This is a genomic window from Brucella sp. NBRC 113783, from assembly GCF_040372265.1.
GTDB classification, from domain to species: Bacteria; Pseudomonadota; Alphaproteobacteria; order Rhizobiales; family Rhizobiaceae; genus Brucella; species Brucella teleogrylli.
In genome coordinates this window covers 684,420-701,845 of record NZ_BAABRX010000002.1, presented here as the reverse complement: position 1 = coordinate 701,845, position 17,426 = coordinate 684,420, and the positions used below count along the sequence as shown (strand labels likewise).

Below are 17,426 nucleotides of genomic sequence, written 5' to 3'. Positions count from 1 at the left end.
ACAATGTCGCTTGAGCATGTGATCGCGCTTCCACGCAATGAAGAGGGGATCGCCGCTGTTGTCGGTATCCTCAAGCAGCGTTTTGGCGAGCGGGCGCAGACCGGGCAGGCCATGCGTGAGCAGCACGGCCACACCACCAGCTATGTGCCGACGCAGGCGCCGGATATCGTGGTGTTCGCTGAGAATACGCAGGACGTGCAGGATGTGGTGCGCATTTGCGCCGAACATCGCGTACCGCTGGTGGCTTTCGGCGCTGGTTCGTCGCTGGAAGGTCAGGTCAATGCGGCGGCGGGCGGCGTATCGCTCGATCTGACGCATATGAACCGCATTCTGGCCGTCCATGCCGAAGATCTCGACTGCGTCATCGAGCCGGGCGTCACGCGTAGGGAACTTAACGAATATCTGCGCGATACCGGCCTGTTCTTCCCCATCGATCCAGGCGCCAATGCGACGCTCGGCGGCATGGCCTCGACACGCGCATCCGGCACAAATGCGGTTCGCTATGGCACCATGCGCGAGAATGTTCTGGCGCTGAAAGCCGTCATGCCGGATGGTCGCCTGATCGAAACGTCCAAGCGCGTCAAGAAGACCGCCGCCGGTTATGACCTCACCCGCCTGCTGATCGGCGCGGAAGGCACGCTCGGCATCATTACGGAGCTGACCTTGAAGCTTCAGGGCATTCCGCAGGCAATTTCCGGCGGCATCTGTCCGTTCCCGGATGTGGAATCGGCCTGTCGCGCGGTGATCGATACGATCCAGATGGGCGTGCCGGTGGCGCGTATCGAGCTGGTCAACAAGTTGCAGATGGAAGCGCTGATCCTCTATTCGAAGCTGCCCTACGAAGCGCAGCCCTATCTGTTCGTGGAGTTCCACGGCACGGAAACCGGCGTTGCGGAACAGGCCGAGATTTTCGGCGAAATCGCCGCCGGACATGGCGGCGGACCGTTCCACTGGACACAGGACGCCGAGGAGCGTGACCGTCTGTGGCGGGCACGCCATGACGCCTATTTCGCCTCGTCGCTGCTGCGCCCCGGCTGCAAGGGCATTTCGACCGATCTCTGCGTGCCGATTTCGCGTCTGGCCGATTGTATCACCGAGACCGAACGCGATCTGGCGGAGAGCAACATCATCGCGCCGATCGTCGGTCATGTGGGGGATGGCAACTTCCATCTGCTTCTGCTGCTCAATACGGAAGACCCGGAAGAAATGGCGCGGGCAGAAGCTTTTATGGACCGGCTCGTGATGCGGGCGCTGGCCATGGAAGGAACCTGTACGGGCGAACATGGCATCGGTCAGGGTAAGATGAAATATCTCGCCATGGAGCTTGGTGAAGCGACCGATTATATGCGCATGATCAAAAAAGCGCTCGATCCGCTCAATATCATGAACCCCGGTAAAATCCTGATTTCCTGAATCAAATCAGCCTTTTGCGCCGCTCGGCTCAGAGGGTGATTCAGCGAGCGGACCTATTTGGATCGGTTGGGCGGCAGCTTGCCTTGTTGTCGCCGAACCGATGCTGTTTTTTGTTGCCGCGCAATCCTGAAAACCGCTTCGCACTTTGTGCGATGATGCACTATGTTGCGTTGGTAAATATGGCGTGATTCACCTGTTGTCTCGCGCCTGACCGAATTCACCTGACTGACCGGAGCTGCTTCTTGGGCCGCATATTCGTCATTGTCGGCGGGCTTCTGGTGCTGCTTTTGACAGCGGCGCTGGTGGTGCCGCCTTTTGTCGACTGGAGTGGCTATCGGGCCGATTTCGAGCGCGAGGCGAGCCGCATTCTGGGACGTCCTGTCAAGGTGGCGGGCGATGTGAATGCGCGGCTGCTGCCGTTTCCATCTGTGACCTTTTCCGATGTCCGCGTCGGGGCCGATGCAACGCATCCGGTGATGACGCTCGCCCGGTTTTCGATGGATGCGGAACTGATGCCTTTCCTGCGCGGTCAGGTGCTGATTTTCGACATGCGCGTCGAGCGTCCGCGCGTTTCGATCTCGCTGGATAAGGACGGCAAGGTGGATTGGGCCATTCGTCCGTCCACGCCGCTCGATCCATCGCAGATCAAGGTCGAACGGCTGTCGATCAGCGACGGCACCGTGACGCTGCATGACTTGGCAAGCGGGCGCGTTCATGAGGCCACGGGCCTGAATGCCGTGCTGTCGGCCAACAGCCTCGCGGGGCCATGGCAGGCGCAAAGCAGTTTTAGCCTTGCGGGCCGCAAGCTTTCCGTCGATCTGACGAGCGGCGAGGCGAAGCCTGACGGTTCTCTGCGATTGCGGGCGCGTGTTTCGCCGGAAGCTATTCCCGCCGCATTCGAAACCGATGGCGATATCGTCCTCAAGGACGGCCGGTTGAATTATGCGGGCGATTTTTCGCTGCGCTCCTCCGATATGGTGGCGCAAAACGCCAAAAGCCAGAAAGACGCGTCCGCCGACAAGCCGTTTTTCAGTGGCCTGCGCCTCACCGGCAAGTTTGCCGCCGATACCGACCGCTTCGATGCAAGCGAATTCCGCATGGAGCAGGGGCCAGCCGACAATCCTTACGTGGTCAATGGCAAGGCGCTGATTGATTACGGCAATGTGCCGCGCTTTGAAATCAGCGCCGATGGGCAGCAGATTTTTTGGGGCCCAAGCGAGACGGCGGAAGACCAGCAGGTTGCTTCCGCCATGCCGCTGACGGACCGCATCGCCATTGCGCGCCGCGTTCTCGAACAATTGCCAATCCCGACCATACCGGGCCGTATTGACCTTCGTTTGCCAGCGGTCGTTGCCGGTGGAACCACCATTCGCTCCGTAACGATCAACGCCGAACCCGATGGCGGCGACTGGAATATTCGCCAGTTCGCGGCTGACCTGCCGGGGCGCACCAAGGTCGAGGCCAAGGGCAGGCTTTCGGTTGGCGATGATTTCGGTTTCAAGGGTGAGATGCTGGTGGCATCGCGCCAGCCATCCGGTCTTGCCACCTGGCTCAATGAGACCGTGGATGAATCGATCCGCGCGCTCGACGGGGCCGGCTTCTCCGGCAAGGTCGATTTGCGCGACGGCATGCAGCGCATCGACGATCTGGAAATCGGTCTGGGCAAGACGTGGCTCAAAGGATCCCTGCTGCGGCAGGTCAATGGGGCGGCGCAGCCGACCATCGACGTCAATCTCCAGGGCGGCGCGGTGGAGAGCGATGCCTTGCAGGCTTTCGTTTCGTTCTTCTCCGGCGGCGAGGGGCTGGCGCTTCTCGATGCGCAAACGCTCAATGTCGGCTTCAAGGCCGGGCCTGTGCGGTTCAAGGATATGGAAGCGGCCAATGTCGATCTGGCGATGCGCCTTCACGATGGACGCTTCGATTTCGACCGGCTGATGATCAGCGATGTCGCCGATGCGACGCTGACGGCAACCGGCGCCTATGAGCCTTTCGCCAATTCACCGTCGGGCAAGCTCGACGCGACGATCCTTTCGGGCGATCTGTCCCGCTTTATCGCGTTGATCGCGAACCGTTATCCGCAGTTGCCGCTGTTCCATGCCTTGTCGGCGCGCGCGGCCAATTTCCCCGGTCTGTTTGAAGACAGCGAGATCAACGTGATCGCCAATGCGGTTGCGCCGGTCAGGCCGGAAACGCAAGCCAATCCCGTGAAGAACGGCGCAGCCAAGGGTAAAAGTGCGCGACCAGCCGAGACTAGGCCCAAGACTTCGCCCGGCAGCGGCGAGTTCTCCTTCAGCGTCACTGGCAAGACCGGTGGGATGAAGCTCGACCTGTCGGGAACGGCCAGCGGTGGCGAGACGGAAGCAGACCCGTTGCAGATGCAGATGAACGGCACGGCTAGTTCCGAGCAGGGAGAGGCAGTGCTGGCGCTGATCGGCCTGCCGTCGCTGCCATTGGGCCTTGCCGGTGAACTTACCGCCGATCTGACCATGCAGGGCGCGCCAAGCGCCGGAATGCGGACGCTTCTCAAGCTGACGGCGCCGGATGGCACGGCTTCGGCTGACGGGGTGATTTCGCTGATCGGCAACGATATTGCCGCAAGCGGCAAGGCGCAGGTCAAATCAGCCGATCTGCAGCCATTCATCGCGACAGCGGGCTATGCATTGCCGGGTTATGGCGCGGGGCTTTCCGCTGAGCTTTCCAGTGATTTCCAGTTTGCCAAAGGCATTTTGCGCTTTCCGAATCTTGCTGGCCAGTTGGGTGGCGAAGATGTTTCGGCGCGGCTGGAGGCGAACTTTGCCGATAGCGGATTGCCGCAATTGAAGGGCGAAGCGAAGCTCGCTTCGCTTGAAGTCGATGGTCTGGCGGCCATCATGCTCGGTCAGGACGCGTTTGAACCAGCCAAGCCGACAGAAAAGTCCATCTGGCCGCGTGGGGCCTTTGCGGTTCGTCCGTCGCTGCCGCTGCTGATCGATGTGAAGTTGAATGTTGCTGAGGCGCATATGCAAGGTTTCGGCACGGCGACCGAGTTTTCGACGCGGCTGCAAAAGACGATCGATAGTCTGAGCCTCACCGAACTGACCGGAAACTGGGCAGGGGGTTATCTCGTCGGCACCCTGTCGTTGCGCAACAGCGACAAGAATGCGCTGCTTTCGACCGATCTGAAATGGAGCGGTGCGGACCTCGCCAATTTCTACCATCTGGAAGATGGTTCGGCCCCGCTGGGTGGTGTCGTCAAGGCTGCGGTGACGCTGAATGGCAGTGGCGAAAACGCTGCCGCGCTGGTCGGTTCTCTGGCGGGAACCGCGACCGTGGATGTCGAGAAATTCGCGGTCGCTGGTCTTGATGGTGCGGCGCTGCCTGCCATGGTCGCAGCCGCTGACGGCATTGGCGATCAGCCTGCGGGCGACGAAAAACTGGATGCGAAGCGGTTTGCCGCCATTGCCGACAAGGCCGTCGCCCCGGATGCGCGGTTTACGCCCGGCGACGCGCGTTTCGAATTCACGGTAGCGGGCGGTACGGCGCGGATGTCTGCCGCCAACCTGTCGGACGGCAACGCAGCTTTGTTGAGCGATTTGCAATTCGATCTTTCGACGCTCGGCGTCGGGGGCAGCGGAACTTTTACCTTCCAGGGTGATGAGGGCGCGCAGACCGGCCTTGCGCCGCAGGTGGCCTTCACCATCGGCGGAACCTATGACCGGCCAGAAGTGAAGCTCGACCGGCAGCCGCTTGTGCAGTTCCTGACCCAGCGCGCATTGGAGCGCGAGCAGGAACGCGTCGAGGCCATGCAGGCCAGTCTAATGGAAAAGCAGCGTCTGCGCCGTCAGCTTGGCGTATTGGAAGCTGATGCGGCGGAACGTGAACGTGCTCAGCAGGAAGACGAGACGCGCCGTCGTTCCGAAGCGGCGGCACGGGTTGCAGCAGAAAAACAAGCTGAGGAGAAGAAGCGTCGCGAGTCGGAGCAGCCGCGGCCAGCCAATCCGGAAGGCGGGGCCGAAAATGGCGCGGCGATGCCGTTGGCCAGCCCACAAGGTGGACAGTCGCTGAATGAATTCCTGAAAAGTCTGGAGCCAGCACCGAGCGCACCCGTGCCGCAGCCCTGATCGGTTTGCTATCAGCTGGCTGGTGGTATCTGCGATTTGAGCCAGTTCAATACGTGGAGCCGCAGCGCCGATGAGAGGTTGGTGGTGCGCTCACGCTTGCTGTCCACCTCGGCCACCAGTGATGCAATCGACTGGCCGCGCATTTCGGCGATCTGGTGGAGAATCTCGAAGAATTCGTCTTCCAGCGTATAGCTGGTCGCATGGCCGCGAATGCTGACCGAGTGCTTGCGCAGGCCGCCGGTGCTCAAAGCTCACCATCCGCGTCGTCTTTGCGCTCCAGGCGATTCACGTCCAGAAAGCGTTCGCTCTTGCGGGTCTCTTCGCGCGCGAAGTCTTTTTCCACTTTCGTTCGTCCGAAAAGAATGCGGTTTTGATCCGCCTGCTTTTCCTTGGCGTCACGCGCTTTCTTTTTCTTGAACTGCCGCAGATTGACGATGTCGCTCATGTCGATGTCTCGGATGGCTTAGAGCGCGTTTCGATCTGATTGCATCAGATCGGCGCTCTAATTCTTTGTTTTAACGCGCATCTAACCCGAAAACCGTTTCACACTTTTCGGGATGCGCTCTTAGTGCGTTGACACACGCTTTTATAACGCGGCGCTCCGACGGGCTGCAAGCTGTCGGCTTGGCTTACTGTCTCGGTTCCTTGGGATTGGTGAACCACCAGATCGCGACTGAAACCGCGACGAGCAGCAAAAGGCCGATGGTCATTTGCCAGAGGGGAAAGTTCGGCGCGTCGCTCGCGATGAAAAACGCAGCGATAACGCCGCTTATCCAGAGAACTGCCTGCGCTAACAAACGGACCATGAGATTCCCGCCTTGATTTCCACTGCCGTAATGGCCGCTATCCTATCATTTTAAAATTCGGTTGCCTTGATCGAAGTCAAAACGAATGGTCTGGTCAGTACGATACTATGAAATAACGCCCTGTCTGACGACAGTTTTATACGAACGGTTTTTGGCCACAGCAACATACTCGCAGCGCAGCCAAAGCCTTTATGAAATCATGCAAAGTTGGGAAGAAGATTTACTTCTTGCGGAAAGCGTCCAGCGATACCACGTCGGCGGATGGCTTCGGCGTATCTTCGCCCTCAGCATTATCTTTCGCGGCTGCTGCCTGCTTTTCAGCAGCAGTCTTGCGCGACTTCGCCTTGGGCTTTTCCGGCTTTTCGGGCGCGGTTTCCACCGGCATCATCTCGATTGGCGCGATATTGTGGTCTTCGTCATTGTCGCTGGTCGGCTGAACTGCCGCAACATCGAACTCAAGTTCGAAATTGACGGACGGGTCGTAGAAACCACGCACTGCCGAGAATGGTATCACCAACTTTTCGGGAATATCACCGAAAGACAGGCCAACTTCGAACAGCTGATCGGTGACATTCATGTCCCAGAACTGATGCTGCAACACGATTGTCATCTGCTCGGGATATTTCTCTTTCAGGCGCGTGGAAATACGCACGCCCGGCGCTCCGGTGAGGAACGTGATAAAGAAATGATGATTGCCCGGCAGGCCAGCCTTGGCCACCTCCGCAAGAACCTTGCGGATGACGCCACGAAGGGCTTCCTGAGCGAGAATGTCGTAACGGATCAGATCCTGTACCATGGGTTTCTTATCCCACGGATTCGCAGGCAGATGTCAAGTTCGTTCTCGCAGGAAACGATGATATATATCGCGAAAGTGCGGCAGCACTGCTCGATCTGTCAGGGGAGAGGGGCAGCTTGCGGCGACGAAGCGGTCCCGCCAAATGCCAGCAGAAATGTCCTGACGCCATTGATGGCGCTGCGTTCGATGATGTCGTCATCGATTGCGCATCCGTGCAAGGCGTGCAGCTGCGTATCGGCGCTGATCAGGGCCATGAAATGCAGTGCCGCCAGATCAGGATCATTGAGGCGCAAATGTCCCGCCAGCGCCAGACGGGACAGGCACGCGGCAATGGCCGGGACAGCCTGCGCCGGACCCTTGGTCTTGCAGATATAGCCCGCGAAAGACATGTCGGGCGTACTCGACTGCAAAAGCTTGCGCAGAAAAGCACCCGATGGATCGTAAACGCAGTTCCGACTCATGCGGATCGCGAAGGCCGTCAGATCCCGCTCAAGATTGTCACCGCTCTGTGGAAAAGTGGACAGCACGGCAAACAGGCTTGCATTCATGCGGTCCAAGGCGTCTTCAACCACAGCGGCAAGCAAAGCTTCCTTATCGCGGTAGTGGTTATAGATGGTCTGGCGCGAAACGCCGGCCTCGTTTGCAATCAGATCGATGCTGGCGCCCTGAAACCCGTCGCGCGAGAAAACACGCGCCGCAGAACACAGGATGAAATCGCGCTTCATGCACTGCCCAGGCTTCATGGCGGCAGTGTTTGCAGCGGCATTCAGCCCTTTTCCGGTGGTGCTACGCTTCACCGGCGGGGCGGCCATTTCGATTATGTCAGTAGGTTTCATAAGCCCAACATAAGATGACTTGACGTTTTGGACAATGGTGTCTAATTTGACATCAATGTCAAATTCCTTTTGGCATTTCGTCTAGACAAGAGACTGTGACAGTCATTTCAGAAGTCTGGTTTGCCCGTTTAAGCGCGTATATCCCGGATATCATCTGAAAAGCCATAGCAGTTACATAGAGTTATTCAATCCAGTACCGGTTTTGCGAGCCCAGCGATCCACCCTCCCAAGCGAAGTTGGCGATCCGAAACCGGTGCGGGCACCTCACGAAACATTGATGAAAGCGCGTCTCCCATGGCTTCGAGTCTTGTGCGCAATGCGATTGTTCTTGGTCTTCTTTCCGCCGTCGGTCCCTTCGCGATCGACATGTATCTCCCTGCCTTGCCGACGATTGCCGCCGACCTCCATGCGGAAACCGGCGCGGTGCAGATGAGTCTGCTTGCCTTCTTCATCGCCTTGGCGATTGCCCAACTTTTCTGTGGGCCTCTGTCGGACATGGTCGGGCGCAAAGTCCCGCTTTACGGTGGGCTGATTCTGTTCGCCATCGGCAGCGTCGGCTCCGCGCTGGCGACCAACATTGATGTGCTGGTGCTGTTTCGCTTCCTGCAGGGGTTGGGTGCTGCGGCGGGCATGGTGATTCCGCGCGCTGTGGTGCGTGATCTGCATACCGGCGTCGAAGCGGCGCGGCTGATGTCGCTGTTGATGCTGGTCTTCTCCATTTCGCCGATTCTGGCGCCTCTCACGGGCTCGGTCATTATCAGCTTCTTTGGCTGGCGCGGCGTGTTCTGGGCTGTTCTGGTCGCGGCGATTATCGGCCTTGTGCTGCTTGCGACGGCCCAACAGGAAACGCGAACGCGTGAAGCGCGGCTTGAAAGCAGCGTTGGGAGCGCGCTGCGCGGCTATGGCCGCTTGCTCAAGGACCGCTATTTCCTAGGGCTGGTTTTCGTCGGCGGCTTTGGCATTGCCTCGTTCTTCGTTTATCTGGCCAATTCATCCTTCGTGCTCATCGATCACTACGGTCTGACCCCGAACGAATATGCGCTGGCTTTCTCGGCCAATGCGGTGTCGTTCTTCGGCGTTTCCCAGCTGAATGGTTGGCTGGGTGCGCGATTCGGGCTGCGCCGTGTAATGCGCTTTGCCGTATCCGGTTTCGCTGCCGCCATGCTCGCTATGTTCGCAGCCGTACTGATGGGGCATCAATCGCTCTGGCTGATCGCAAGTTTCCTGTTCGTCGGTTACGGCTTCCTCGGGCTGGTTATACCGACCACGGCGGTTCTGGCGCTGGAAGATTATGGCGCGATTGCCGGTACGGCTTCGGCGCTGATGGGAACGCTGCATTTTGTGATTGGCGGTCTGGCGATTGGCATTACCGGTTCGTTCTTCGACGGAACGGCTGTGCCTATGGTCGGCGGAATCGCCGGTTGTGCGCTGACCGCATTCGTGCTGACGCAGATCGTTCTCTCCCGCAAAGCGAGCGATCTCGATACGGAAGCAGCAGCAGCCTGAATTGAAGAGGGAAAGTGGAGGCTTCTGTTGCCAGGTGCCTCCGAACCCCGCCTTAAGGTGCTAACCCTAAGGGCTTTAGAGTGGGTTTCCCGCACCGCCATTAGGCAGCGAGAGCATAACCCTGAGCTTTGTTGTCATTTGCAACTACTCAATTGACCCGATAACGGTGGTATCATGCCGAGTAAAAGAGCGATCTTTACACCCTTGTCGATCCTATTTCGCCCCCGCCACAGCACAGACCAATCATAGAGCCTGTGTTCTGGTGGAGGCGCCGGGTACCGCCCCCGGGTCCAATGGGTTTATTACACCGTCCGTTTATCACCATAGCTGGCTTGCGCCAGCGAGACGTATATAGGCGCGGTCGATCCATATTGGAAGAGGGGCGGTTATATTTGTCAGGGGCAAATTTACTCCTGAATTTTCTGAAATATGAATAGGGCAGCTCGTTTCGTCGCTTCGGGAAGCGAAGCAACTTCAAGCGTTTCATGCTCGGTATGTGCGCCCGAACCCCATGGCCCCAATCCGTCAATGCCCGCTTTTACATAAGGCGTGATATAGGAAATATCCGCGCCGCCACGCTCATCAGGGGCTACAGCCTTCAGCGCAGGGCCGCCAAGTTGCTGCGATATGGCGCTATATTGCAAGAGCAACGCATAATTGGCGTTGGTTGCTGGCATTGCTGGCATGATATCCTGAAACTCGACCTTGCTGTGTGTCCCGGAAAGCGGCTGCGCTGTGATCTTTTGCAGGGAGGCTTCAATCGCGTCACGTTCATCCTTCGTCATGAAGCGCAGATCGCCATGCGCCAGTGCATTGGGCGGAACGATGGTCTTGCGCCCGCTGGCGGTCCCGGTTCCCTGATCAATATCCTCGTGGACCTGCTGCCCGCCGAGGAGAAGCCCTACATTCATGGTGATATCGGGCGTTTTCGTTAGTTCCATACGCAATGCATCAATCACTCTGGCTATTTCATAAACAGCGCCAAAGCCGACATTGGGCTGGAAAATCTGCGAGGAATGTGCGGCATTTCCGGTGGCGGTCAGAAACCACTCGGACAGGCCGCGTCTGGAGACGACCAGTTCATCGGGGGCAAGTGCAAATTCAAACCCCAGCGCGATATCGCTTTGTTTCGCGGCGTCCATCAGAACTTTCCGGGAGAGGCTCGTCGGTCGCGCCGCCAGTTCCTCGTCGCCGGTCATGACGATTGTGATATTCGCATTTTTGAGCGCATCGGCGTTTTTAAGCGCCTTCATCGTATAGAGAATGGTGACCAGCCCGCCCTTGTCATCGATGACGCCGGGGCCGCTTGCCTGTTTTCCGTCATGAGAAAGGGTGAAGTGCTGGAACTTGCTTGTTGGCGGAAACACCGTATCCAGATGCGCGATCAGGAGAATGCGCGTCTTCGCGTTTCCGGTATGTCGGGCGACCAGTGTGCCCGCATGTTTCAAGTCTGCCGGAAGATCATGCCATCGAACATCAAAGCCAAGCGCTTCGAATTCCGGTTTCAGAAGATTCCCGATCTGTTTCACGCCGTCGGCGTTTGCGGTTCCACTGTTGATATTGACCAGTTTTTCAAGGAGCAACAGCTGCTCATTTTTATGATCTTGAATATAACCCGCAATATCTTTCTGCGAAATGTCCGCTGATGCCGAATAGGCATGAGCTGGATAAAGAAAAATATGCAATGCAGTGATAATAGATAAGGATCGAAACATAATAAAACCTGTCGTAAAATTGGAAGTAGATTTCAAATTTTTATCAAATAGGCGTTATATGCGTGAAGAAATTTTTATACCGAGATTATGTTAAGTTAGATTTTGTTCTTTGCAGGGCAAAAGCTCATTCTCATGGGTTGTTTCTCATAATTGCCGTTGACAGCTTGCTCTCACTGGTCAATCTTGGTCGCATATATATTGGAAAGGCTGGAGTTTTCTTCCGGTCTATCCGGAATTGCGGTTTAGACTGGGCGGTGTGCCCCACTGAAGGAGAGCCGATATATGAGTGAATACCTCGCAGATGTCCGTCGCTACGATGCCGCCGCCGATGAAGCGGTTGTCGAGAAGATCGTCAAGCATCTGGGCATTGCGCTACGCAATCGCGACTCCTCGCTCGTTTCGGCGACCGATCCGGAAGAACTGAAGCGTGTGCGCGACAGCTGGGTTGGCAAGAAGCTCGGCGTGACCGATGCCGCCAAGGCAGAAGAAGTGGTGAACCACGTCGCCGAAGTCATGAAGGGCGACCGCAACAAGCACCGCGTGACCTTCTATTATCTGGTGGCAAAGCAGCTCGGCAAACTCGGCGATCTCTGATCGGTGCATATTGCCTGTGGAATTCGAACCCCGGTGCCCCGCGCCGGGGTTTTTCCTTATAGTAGGGTCGAAACGAATCGATCTCGAAAAACCCTATCCGGGAACATCCCATGCGCACCTATCTCGATCTTCTCCAGCATGTGCTCGACAACGGCACCGATCGCGGCGACCGCACGGGAACGGGCACGCGCTCGGTTTTCGGCTATCAGATGCGCTTCAATCTGGAGGAGGGCTTTCCGGTCCTGACCACCAAGAAGCTGCATCTGCGCTCGATCATCTATGAGCTGTTGTGGTTTCTGAAGGGCGATACCAATATTGCCTATCTCAAGGAAAACGGCGTTTCGATCTGGGATGAATGGGCGGATGATAAGGGCGATCTCGGCCCAGTTTACGGCTATCAGTGGCGCTCCTGGCCAGCGCCGGATGGTCGCCATATCGACCAGATCGCCAATCTCATGAAGATGTTGCATGGCAATCCGAATTCCCGCCGCCTGATCGTATCAGCCTGGAACCCGGCGCTGGTCGATGAAATGGCGCTGCCGCCATGCCATTGCCTGTTCCAGTTCTATGTCGCAGACGGAAAACTGTCCTGCCAGCTCTATCAGCGCTCGGCGGATATTTTCCTTGGCGTGCCGTTCAACATCGCTTCCTACGCGCTTTTGACCATGATGATCGCGCAGGTGGCGGGCCTCAAGCCCGGCGAATTCATCCATACGCTGGGTGACGCGCATATTTATTCCAACCATTTCGAGCAGGCGCGGCTGCAATTGACGCGCACGCCGAAAAAGCTGCCGGTCATGCGCATCAATCCGGATGTGAAGGACCTGTTTGCCTTCCGTTACGAGGATTTTGCGCTGGAAGGCTATGAAGCCGATCCGACGATCAAGGCGCCGATTGCGGTATGAGTGAGAGCGTGAACACGGATAAGCCGGTCGTTTCGATTATCGTGGCTGCAGCCGAGAATGGCGTGATCGGGCGCGACAACGATATGCCATGGCGGCTTTCGACGGATTTGAAGCGCTTCAAGGCGCTGACGCTCGGCAAGCCGGTCATCATGGGGCGTCGCACATGGGAGTCGATCGGGCGACCCTTGCCGGGACGACCGAACATCGTCGTGACCCGCGATGCGAATTTTCAGGCTGAAGGCGTACATATCGTCGGCTCGCTGGAAGAGGGCATTGCGCTTGGGCGCAAGCTTGCCGAAGAGCTCGGCGCTGGCGAGGTCTGCATCATTGGCGGCGGCAAGATTTATGCGCAGGCTTTGCCACTGGCGGACCGCGTGCATCTGACGCGGGTTCTGGCGGCAATCGATGGGGACACACATTTCCCGGAGATTAAGTCTGATGGGTGGCGTCTGGTCTCGTCGGAAGACGTGCCAGCCGGCGATAAAGACAGCCATCCGACCCGCTATATGGTTTACGAAAAGCGTGTTGCGTAAAGCATAACATAGGAATTTTATTGCGCTTCCGTTGAAAGCGCGCCTCCCGATGCCTATAAAACGGTAACATTAGTTGATGACGGGGGTTTGCGCCTTGCTTTCCCGTCTTCCGGGAGCATCTCCGTTAAAAGCGCTGAGGCGTTTTTTGCCGGAGATGCGGGAAACAGAAGCTTAGAGGTGAGGATGCCCTGGAGCAATCAGAATGGCGGCGGCGGCCCATGGGGTGGCGGCGGCGGTGACAACAATAATAACAACAATAATAATGGCCCCTGGGGACAGGGCCCGAAGGGCCCGCGCGGGGGCGGCCAGAATACGCCACCTGATCTCGAGGATATTTTGCGCAAAGGCCAGGATCGCCTGAAGCAGGTGTTCCCCGGCGGCGGTGGTCGCAGCGGCGGCAATCGCCCGATCTATTTCCTGATCGGCGCGGCCTTGCTCGGCTTCTGGGTTTTCCAGTCCGTCTATACAGTACAGCCGGATGAACTGGCGGTTGAACTTCGTTTCGGCAAGCCGAAGGCTGAAGTTTCCGAACCTGGCTTGCATTTCCATTGGTGGCCGATTGAAACCTATGAAAAGGCGCAAATCGTCGAAAAGCAGATCAATATCGGCGCTCAGGGTTCCCGTACTGCGACGCAGGGTCTGATGCTGACCGGCGACCAGAACATCGTGAATGTCCAGTTCTCGGTTCTCTATCGCGTTTCTGATCCGCGCGCTTACCTGTTCAATGTCGACAGCCCGGATGCGATGGTGCAGCAGGTTTCGGAAAGCGCGATGCGTGAAATCGTCGGTCGCCGCCCGGCGCAGGACGTTTTCCGCGACAATCGTGCCGAGATTGCGCAAAGCGTGCGCGCTATCGTGCAGCAGACACTCGACACCTACCAGGCCGGTATTCAGGTCAATGCCGTGTCGATTGAAGACGCATCGCCGCCGCGTGAAGTGGCCGACGCCTTCGACGAAGTGCAGCGCGCCGAACAGGACGAGGATCGATTCATCGAGGAATCGAACCAGTATTCCAACCAGAAACTCGGTCAGGCCCGCGGTGAAGCCGCTCAGCTTCGCGAAGAAGCGGCAGCCTATAAGAACCGCGTCGTTCAGGACGCCGAAGGTGAAGCGCAGCGTTTCAGCTCGGTTCTCGGCCAGTATGAAAAAGCCCCGGAAGTGACCCGTAACCGTCTCTTCCTCGAAACCATGGAACAGGTGCTTAAAAGCACCAAGAAAGTCATTGTGGAACCAGGAAAGGACGTCGTGCCCTATCTGCCGCTGAACGAATTGATGCGCCAGCAACCGCGCGCAGGCGCAACTCCGGGTGCAACCGTGACCACGACCCCCTCGACCGGCGGAGGTGCACAGTAATGGCTCAGAACAGACTTCCGATCATTGCCGGCATTATCGCTGTCCTCGCCTTCCTGCTTTATTCCGCGACGTTCATCGTTTCGGAGCGCCAGCAGGCAATCGTTCTTCGTTTCGGTCAGATCGTCAGCGTGAAGACCGAGCCTGGCATCTACTTCAAGTTGCCATTCGGCTTCCTTGACGCCGATACGGTGCAGATGATCGATGACCGTTTGCTGCGTTTCGATCTGGACGACATCCGCGTTCAGGTTTCGGGCGGCAAGTTCTATGACGTCGATGCGTTCCTCGTCTATCGCATCACCGATGCCCGCAAGTTCCGTGAAACGGTTTCGGGCAGCACGCTCCTTGCCGAACAGCGCTTGCGCACCCGTCTCGATGCATCGCTGCGTGGTGTCTATGGTCAGCGTGGTTTTGAAGCCGCTCTTTCTGAAGAGCGCGGCGACATGATGCGTGAAGTGCGCGATCAGCTTCGTCCTGATGCGACTTCGCTCGGCCTGACCATCCAGGACGTGCGTATCCGCCGTACCGATCTGACGGCAGAAGTCTCGCAGCAGACCTATGAGCGCATGAAGGCGGAACGTCTGGCGGAAGCCGAGCGTCTGCGTGCCCGTGGCCGTGAAGCCGCCCAGCGTATCCGCGCCGTGGCCGACCGTCAGGTTGTGGAAACGATTGCCGAAGCGCGCAAGGAATCGGAAATCCTTCGCGGTGAGGGCGATGCGCAGCGCAGTGAAATCTACGCAGCCTCCGCATCGAAGGATCCGGGCTTCTTCGCCTTCTATCGTTCGATGGCCGCTTATCGCGAAGCGCTCGAAACGCCGGATACGACGCTGGTTCTCTCGCCGGATTCGGAGTTCTTCAAGTTCTTCCGTGATGCTGGCGGCAAGCTGGCAACGCCTTCGCAGTAAAGTGCGGGAACAGCTCTCATGAGCGATTTTCTAGCCGCCGTAGGACTTCTCTTCGTTATCGAGGGGCTGCTCTACGGCGGCTTTCCTTTTTTCGCCAAGAAGCTCGCCCGGGAGGCGAGCGAAGCACCGGAAGGCATGTTGCGCATTGCCGGTATAGCGGCGCTTGCCATCGGCGTCGGCATCGTCTGGCTTGTCAGGGGATAAGCACCTCTGGTTCCGTTATTTATGGCCCTCTGCCTATACGGGGCCGTAAACAGGCCTTAATTTGCGGCGATCTAACCTTTAGGTTATTTGCGTAGATATTCAGGATCGGAGCAGAGCTTTATGGCAATCGTACCGAAGGCGGGATTCGCTCGCACCCTATTCGCAACCGTGGCAATGGGCGCGCTGGCTGTCACCGGAACGCTGACGGTCGCAACGCCGCCTGCCTTTGCTCAGGACGCTCCCGTGAAAGGCATTCAGGGGCCGGGTTCTGTCGCTGATCTCGCAGAAGGGCTGCTGGATGCGGTGGTGAATATCTCCACCTCGCAGACCGTGAAAGACGATGGCGGCGAGGGCGATGGCCCCGTTCCGATGCCGAAAGTGCCGGAAGGCTCACCGTTTCAGGAATATTTCAAAGACTTCTTCAACAACAAGGACGGCGAACAGAGCGACGAGTCGCGCAAGGTGCAGTCGCTTGGATCGGGCTTCGTCATCGATGCCGAAAAGGGCTTCATCGTCACCAACAATCACGTCATTGCGGATGCCGACGAGATTGAAGTCAATTTCAACGACGGCACCAAGCTGAAAGCCGAGCTGGTCGGCAAGGATATCAAGACCGATCTGGCTGTCCTGAAAGTCGATCCGGCCAAGCACAAGCTCAAGGCCGTGCAGTTTGGCAATTCCGACAAGGCGCGTATTGGCGACTGGGTTCTGGCCATCGGCAATCCGTTCGGGCTTGGCGGAACCGTGACCGCCGGGATCATTTCGGCGCGCAAGCGCGATATCAATTCCGGCCCCTATGACGATTTCATCCAGACGGATGCTGCCATCAATCGCGGCAATTCGGGCGGCCCGCTATTCGACATGAGCGGCCAGGTGATCGGCATCAACACGGCGATTATTTCGCCGTCCGGCGGCTCCATCGGCATCGGCTTTGCCATTCCGGCTGAAATGGCAGTCGGCGTGATCAACCAGCTGAAGGAATTCGGCGAGGTCAAGCGCGGCTGGCTCGGCGTTCGCATCCAGCCGGTGACGCAGGATATTGCCGACAGTCTTGGTTTGAAAGAACCGAAGGGCGCGCTGATTGCCGGGCTGATCGAGAATTCCGGCGTGGACAATACGGCGCTGAAGGCTGGCGATGTGGTTATCCGCTATGAAGGCAAGCCAGTGGATACCGCCCGCGATCTGCCCCGCCTCGTGGCCGAAAGCGCGGTCGGCAAGGATGTGGAAATCGTCGTTGTCCGTGACGGTGCGGAACAGACCGTCAAGGTGAAGCTCGGTCGTCTTGTTGAAGACGACAAGAGCACTGAAGCTGCTACCGAAGATCAGGCGCCGGTTCCGGATGGAGCGGAGGGTGAGGATGGTGAGGAAGCGCCAGCTACCCCGAAGCAGGAGCAGAAGAGCGAAGCCACCGGCCCGTCCGTGCTCGGCATGAGGCTTTCTGCGCTCAACGACGATGTGCGTGGCGAGTTCGGGATTGCCGAAGACGTGCAGGGCGTGGCGATCCTCTATGTCGCTCCGGGTTCGGCTGCGGGCGACAAGCGCGTTGAAACCGGCGATGTCATCGTCGATATCAACCAGGTCACGGTCAAGGCGCCCGAAGACGTAAAGAAGCGCATTGATGCGCTGCGACGGGAAGGGCGCAAGAATGCGCTGTTCATGCTGGCGTCGCGCTCTGGCGAACTGCGTTTTGTGACGGTTCGGATCGACTGAACGCCTGTGCGAAATGAACCTGGAACGGCGCTGCGGATCATCCCGCAGTGCCG

16 protein-coding genes and 1 other RNA gene are annotated in these 17,426 nt (G+C 58.0%); 10 read left to right on the top strand and 7 right to left on the bottom strand.

Going from position 1 to position 17,426, the window contains the following annotated elements; genetic code table 11:
- Nucleotides 1–3 precede the first annotated feature (3 nt).
- Nucleotides 4–1,413 carry an FAD-binding oxidoreductase gene (locus ABWW11_RS08725; RefSeq protein ID WP_109369391.1) on the top strand — a complete coding sequence of 470 codons (1,410 nt, stop codon included), beginning with the start codon at nt 4–6 and terminating at the stop codon, nt 1,411–1,413.
- 242 nt (nt 1,414–1,655) lie between these two features.
- Nucleotides 1,656–5,513, top strand: coding sequence for an AsmA family protein (locus ABWW11_RS08720; protein ID WP_109369390.1), 3,858 nt, complete (start codon nt 1,656–1,658; stop codon nt 5,511–5,513).
- An 11-nt stretch (nt 5,514–5,524) separates the two neighbouring features.
- Here ABWW11_RS08720 and ABWW11_RS08715 read toward each other — a convergent pair whose 3' ends face one another.
- The 5 genes from ABWW11_RS08715 to ABWW11_RS08695 form a co-directional block, all read right to left on the bottom strand.
- Nucleotides 5,525–5,761 (bottom strand): ribbon-helix-helix domain-containing protein, encoded by a 237-nt coding sequence (locus tag ABWW11_RS08715; RefSeq protein ID WP_109369389.1) that lies wholly within the window; start codon nt 5,759–5,761, stop codon nt 5,525–5,527.
- Nucleotides 5,758–5,958, bottom strand: a complete 201-nt coding sequence (locus ABWW11_RS08710) for a DUF4169 family protein (protein WP_109369388.1) — start codon at nt 5,956–5,958, stop codon at nt 5,758–5,760. Before ABWW11_RS08710 ends, ABWW11_RS08715 begins: the two co-directional genes overlap by 4 nt.
- Before the next feature lie 184 nt (nt 5,959–6,142).
- Entirely contained in the window at nt 6,143–6,319 is a 177-nt protein-coding gene (locus ABWW11_RS08705) for a hypothetical protein (RefSeq protein ID WP_167836041.1), read from the bottom strand.
- Between the two features lie 220 nt (nt 6,320–6,539).
- The gene (locus tag ABWW11_RS08700) at nt 6,540–7,115 is read right to left on the bottom strand and encodes an SspB family protein (protein WP_109369387.1); all 576 of its coding nucleotides are present in this window, start codon (nt 7,113–7,115) and stop codon (nt 6,540–6,542) included.
- A 98-nt stretch (nt 7,116–7,213) separates the two neighbouring features.
- Nucleotides 7,214–7,951, bottom strand: a complete 738-nt coding sequence (locus ABWW11_RS08695) for a TetR/AcrR family transcriptional regulator (RefSeq protein ID WP_109369386.1) — start codon at nt 7,949–7,951, stop codon at nt 7,214–7,216.
- A gap of 294 nt (nt 7,952–8,245) precedes the next feature.
- Between ABWW11_RS08695 and ABWW11_RS08690 the strand changes: the two genes are divergently transcribed.
- Nucleotides 8,246–9,457 carry a multidrug effflux MFS transporter gene (locus ABWW11_RS08690; RefSeq protein WP_109369385.1) on the top strand — a complete coding sequence of 404 codons (1,212 nt, stop codon included), beginning with the start codon at nt 8,246–8,248 and terminating at the stop codon, nt 9,455–9,457.
- 13 nt (nt 9,458–9,470) lie between these two features.
- Here ABWW11_RS08690 and ssrA read toward each other — a convergent pair.
- Both ssrA and ABWW11_RS08680 read right to left on the bottom strand, forming a co-directional pair.
- Nucleotides 9,471–9,838: a transfer-messenger RNA gene (ssrA, locus tag ABWW11_RS08685) on the bottom strand.
- A 26-nt stretch (nt 9,839–9,864) separates the two neighbouring features.
- On the bottom strand, nt 9,865–11,040 hold the full coding sequence (locus tag ABWW11_RS08680) for a M20 family metallopeptidase (protein ID WP_209445957.1): 1,176 nt from the start codon (nt 11,038–11,040) through the stop codon (nt 9,865–9,867).
- 414 nt (nt 11,041–11,454) lie between these two features.
- Between ABWW11_RS08680 and ABWW11_RS08675 the strand changes: the two genes are divergently transcribed.
- The 7 genes from ABWW11_RS08675 (at nt 11,455) to ABWW11_RS08645 (ending at nt 17,373) form a co-directional block, all read left to right on the top strand.
- Nucleotides 11,455–11,766: a DUF2853 family protein gene (locus tag ABWW11_RS08675; protein ID WP_109369383.1), complete on the top strand. Its 312-nt coding sequence runs from the start codon at nt 11,455–11,457 to the stop codon at nt 11,764–11,766.
- Nucleotides 11,767–11,876: 110 nt separating this feature from the next.
- Nucleotides 11,877–12,671: a thymidylate synthase gene (locus ABWW11_RS08670; protein WP_109369382.1), complete on the top strand. Its 795-nt coding sequence runs from the start codon at nt 11,877–11,879 to the stop codon at nt 12,669–12,671.
- A gap of 83 nt (nt 12,672–12,754) precedes the next feature.
- Nucleotides 12,755–13,204, top strand: a complete 450-nt coding sequence (locus ABWW11_RS08665) for a dihydrofolate reductase (protein WP_371831120.1) — start codon at nt 12,755–12,757, stop codon at nt 13,202–13,204.
- Nucleotides 13,205–13,387: 183 nt separating this feature from the next.
- Complete coding sequence (gene hflK, locus ABWW11_RS08660) at nt 13,388–14,557, top strand: FtsH protease activity modulator HflK (RefSeq protein WP_235891956.1); 1,170 nt, start codon at nt 13,388–13,390, stop codon at nt 14,555–14,557.
- Complete coding sequence (hflC, locus tag ABWW11_RS08655) at nt 14,557–15,459, top strand: protease modulator HflC (RefSeq protein ID WP_109369381.1); 903 nt, start codon at nt 14,557–14,559, stop codon at nt 15,457–15,459. The genes hflK and hflC overlap by 1 nt, the downstream gene beginning before the upstream one ends.
- Nucleotides 15,460–15,477: 18 nt before the next feature.
- Nucleotides 15,478–15,663, top strand: coding sequence for a DUF2065 domain-containing protein (locus tag ABWW11_RS08650; RefSeq protein ID WP_109369380.1), 186 nt, complete (start codon nt 15,478–15,480; stop codon nt 15,661–15,663).
- A 120-nt stretch (nt 15,664–15,783) separates the two neighbouring features.
- Complete coding sequence (locus tag ABWW11_RS08645) at nt 15,784–17,373, top strand: Do family serine endopeptidase (protein ID WP_109369379.1); 1,590 nt, start codon at nt 15,784–15,786, stop codon at nt 17,371–17,373.
- Nucleotides 17,374–17,426: the final 53 nt, after the last annotated feature.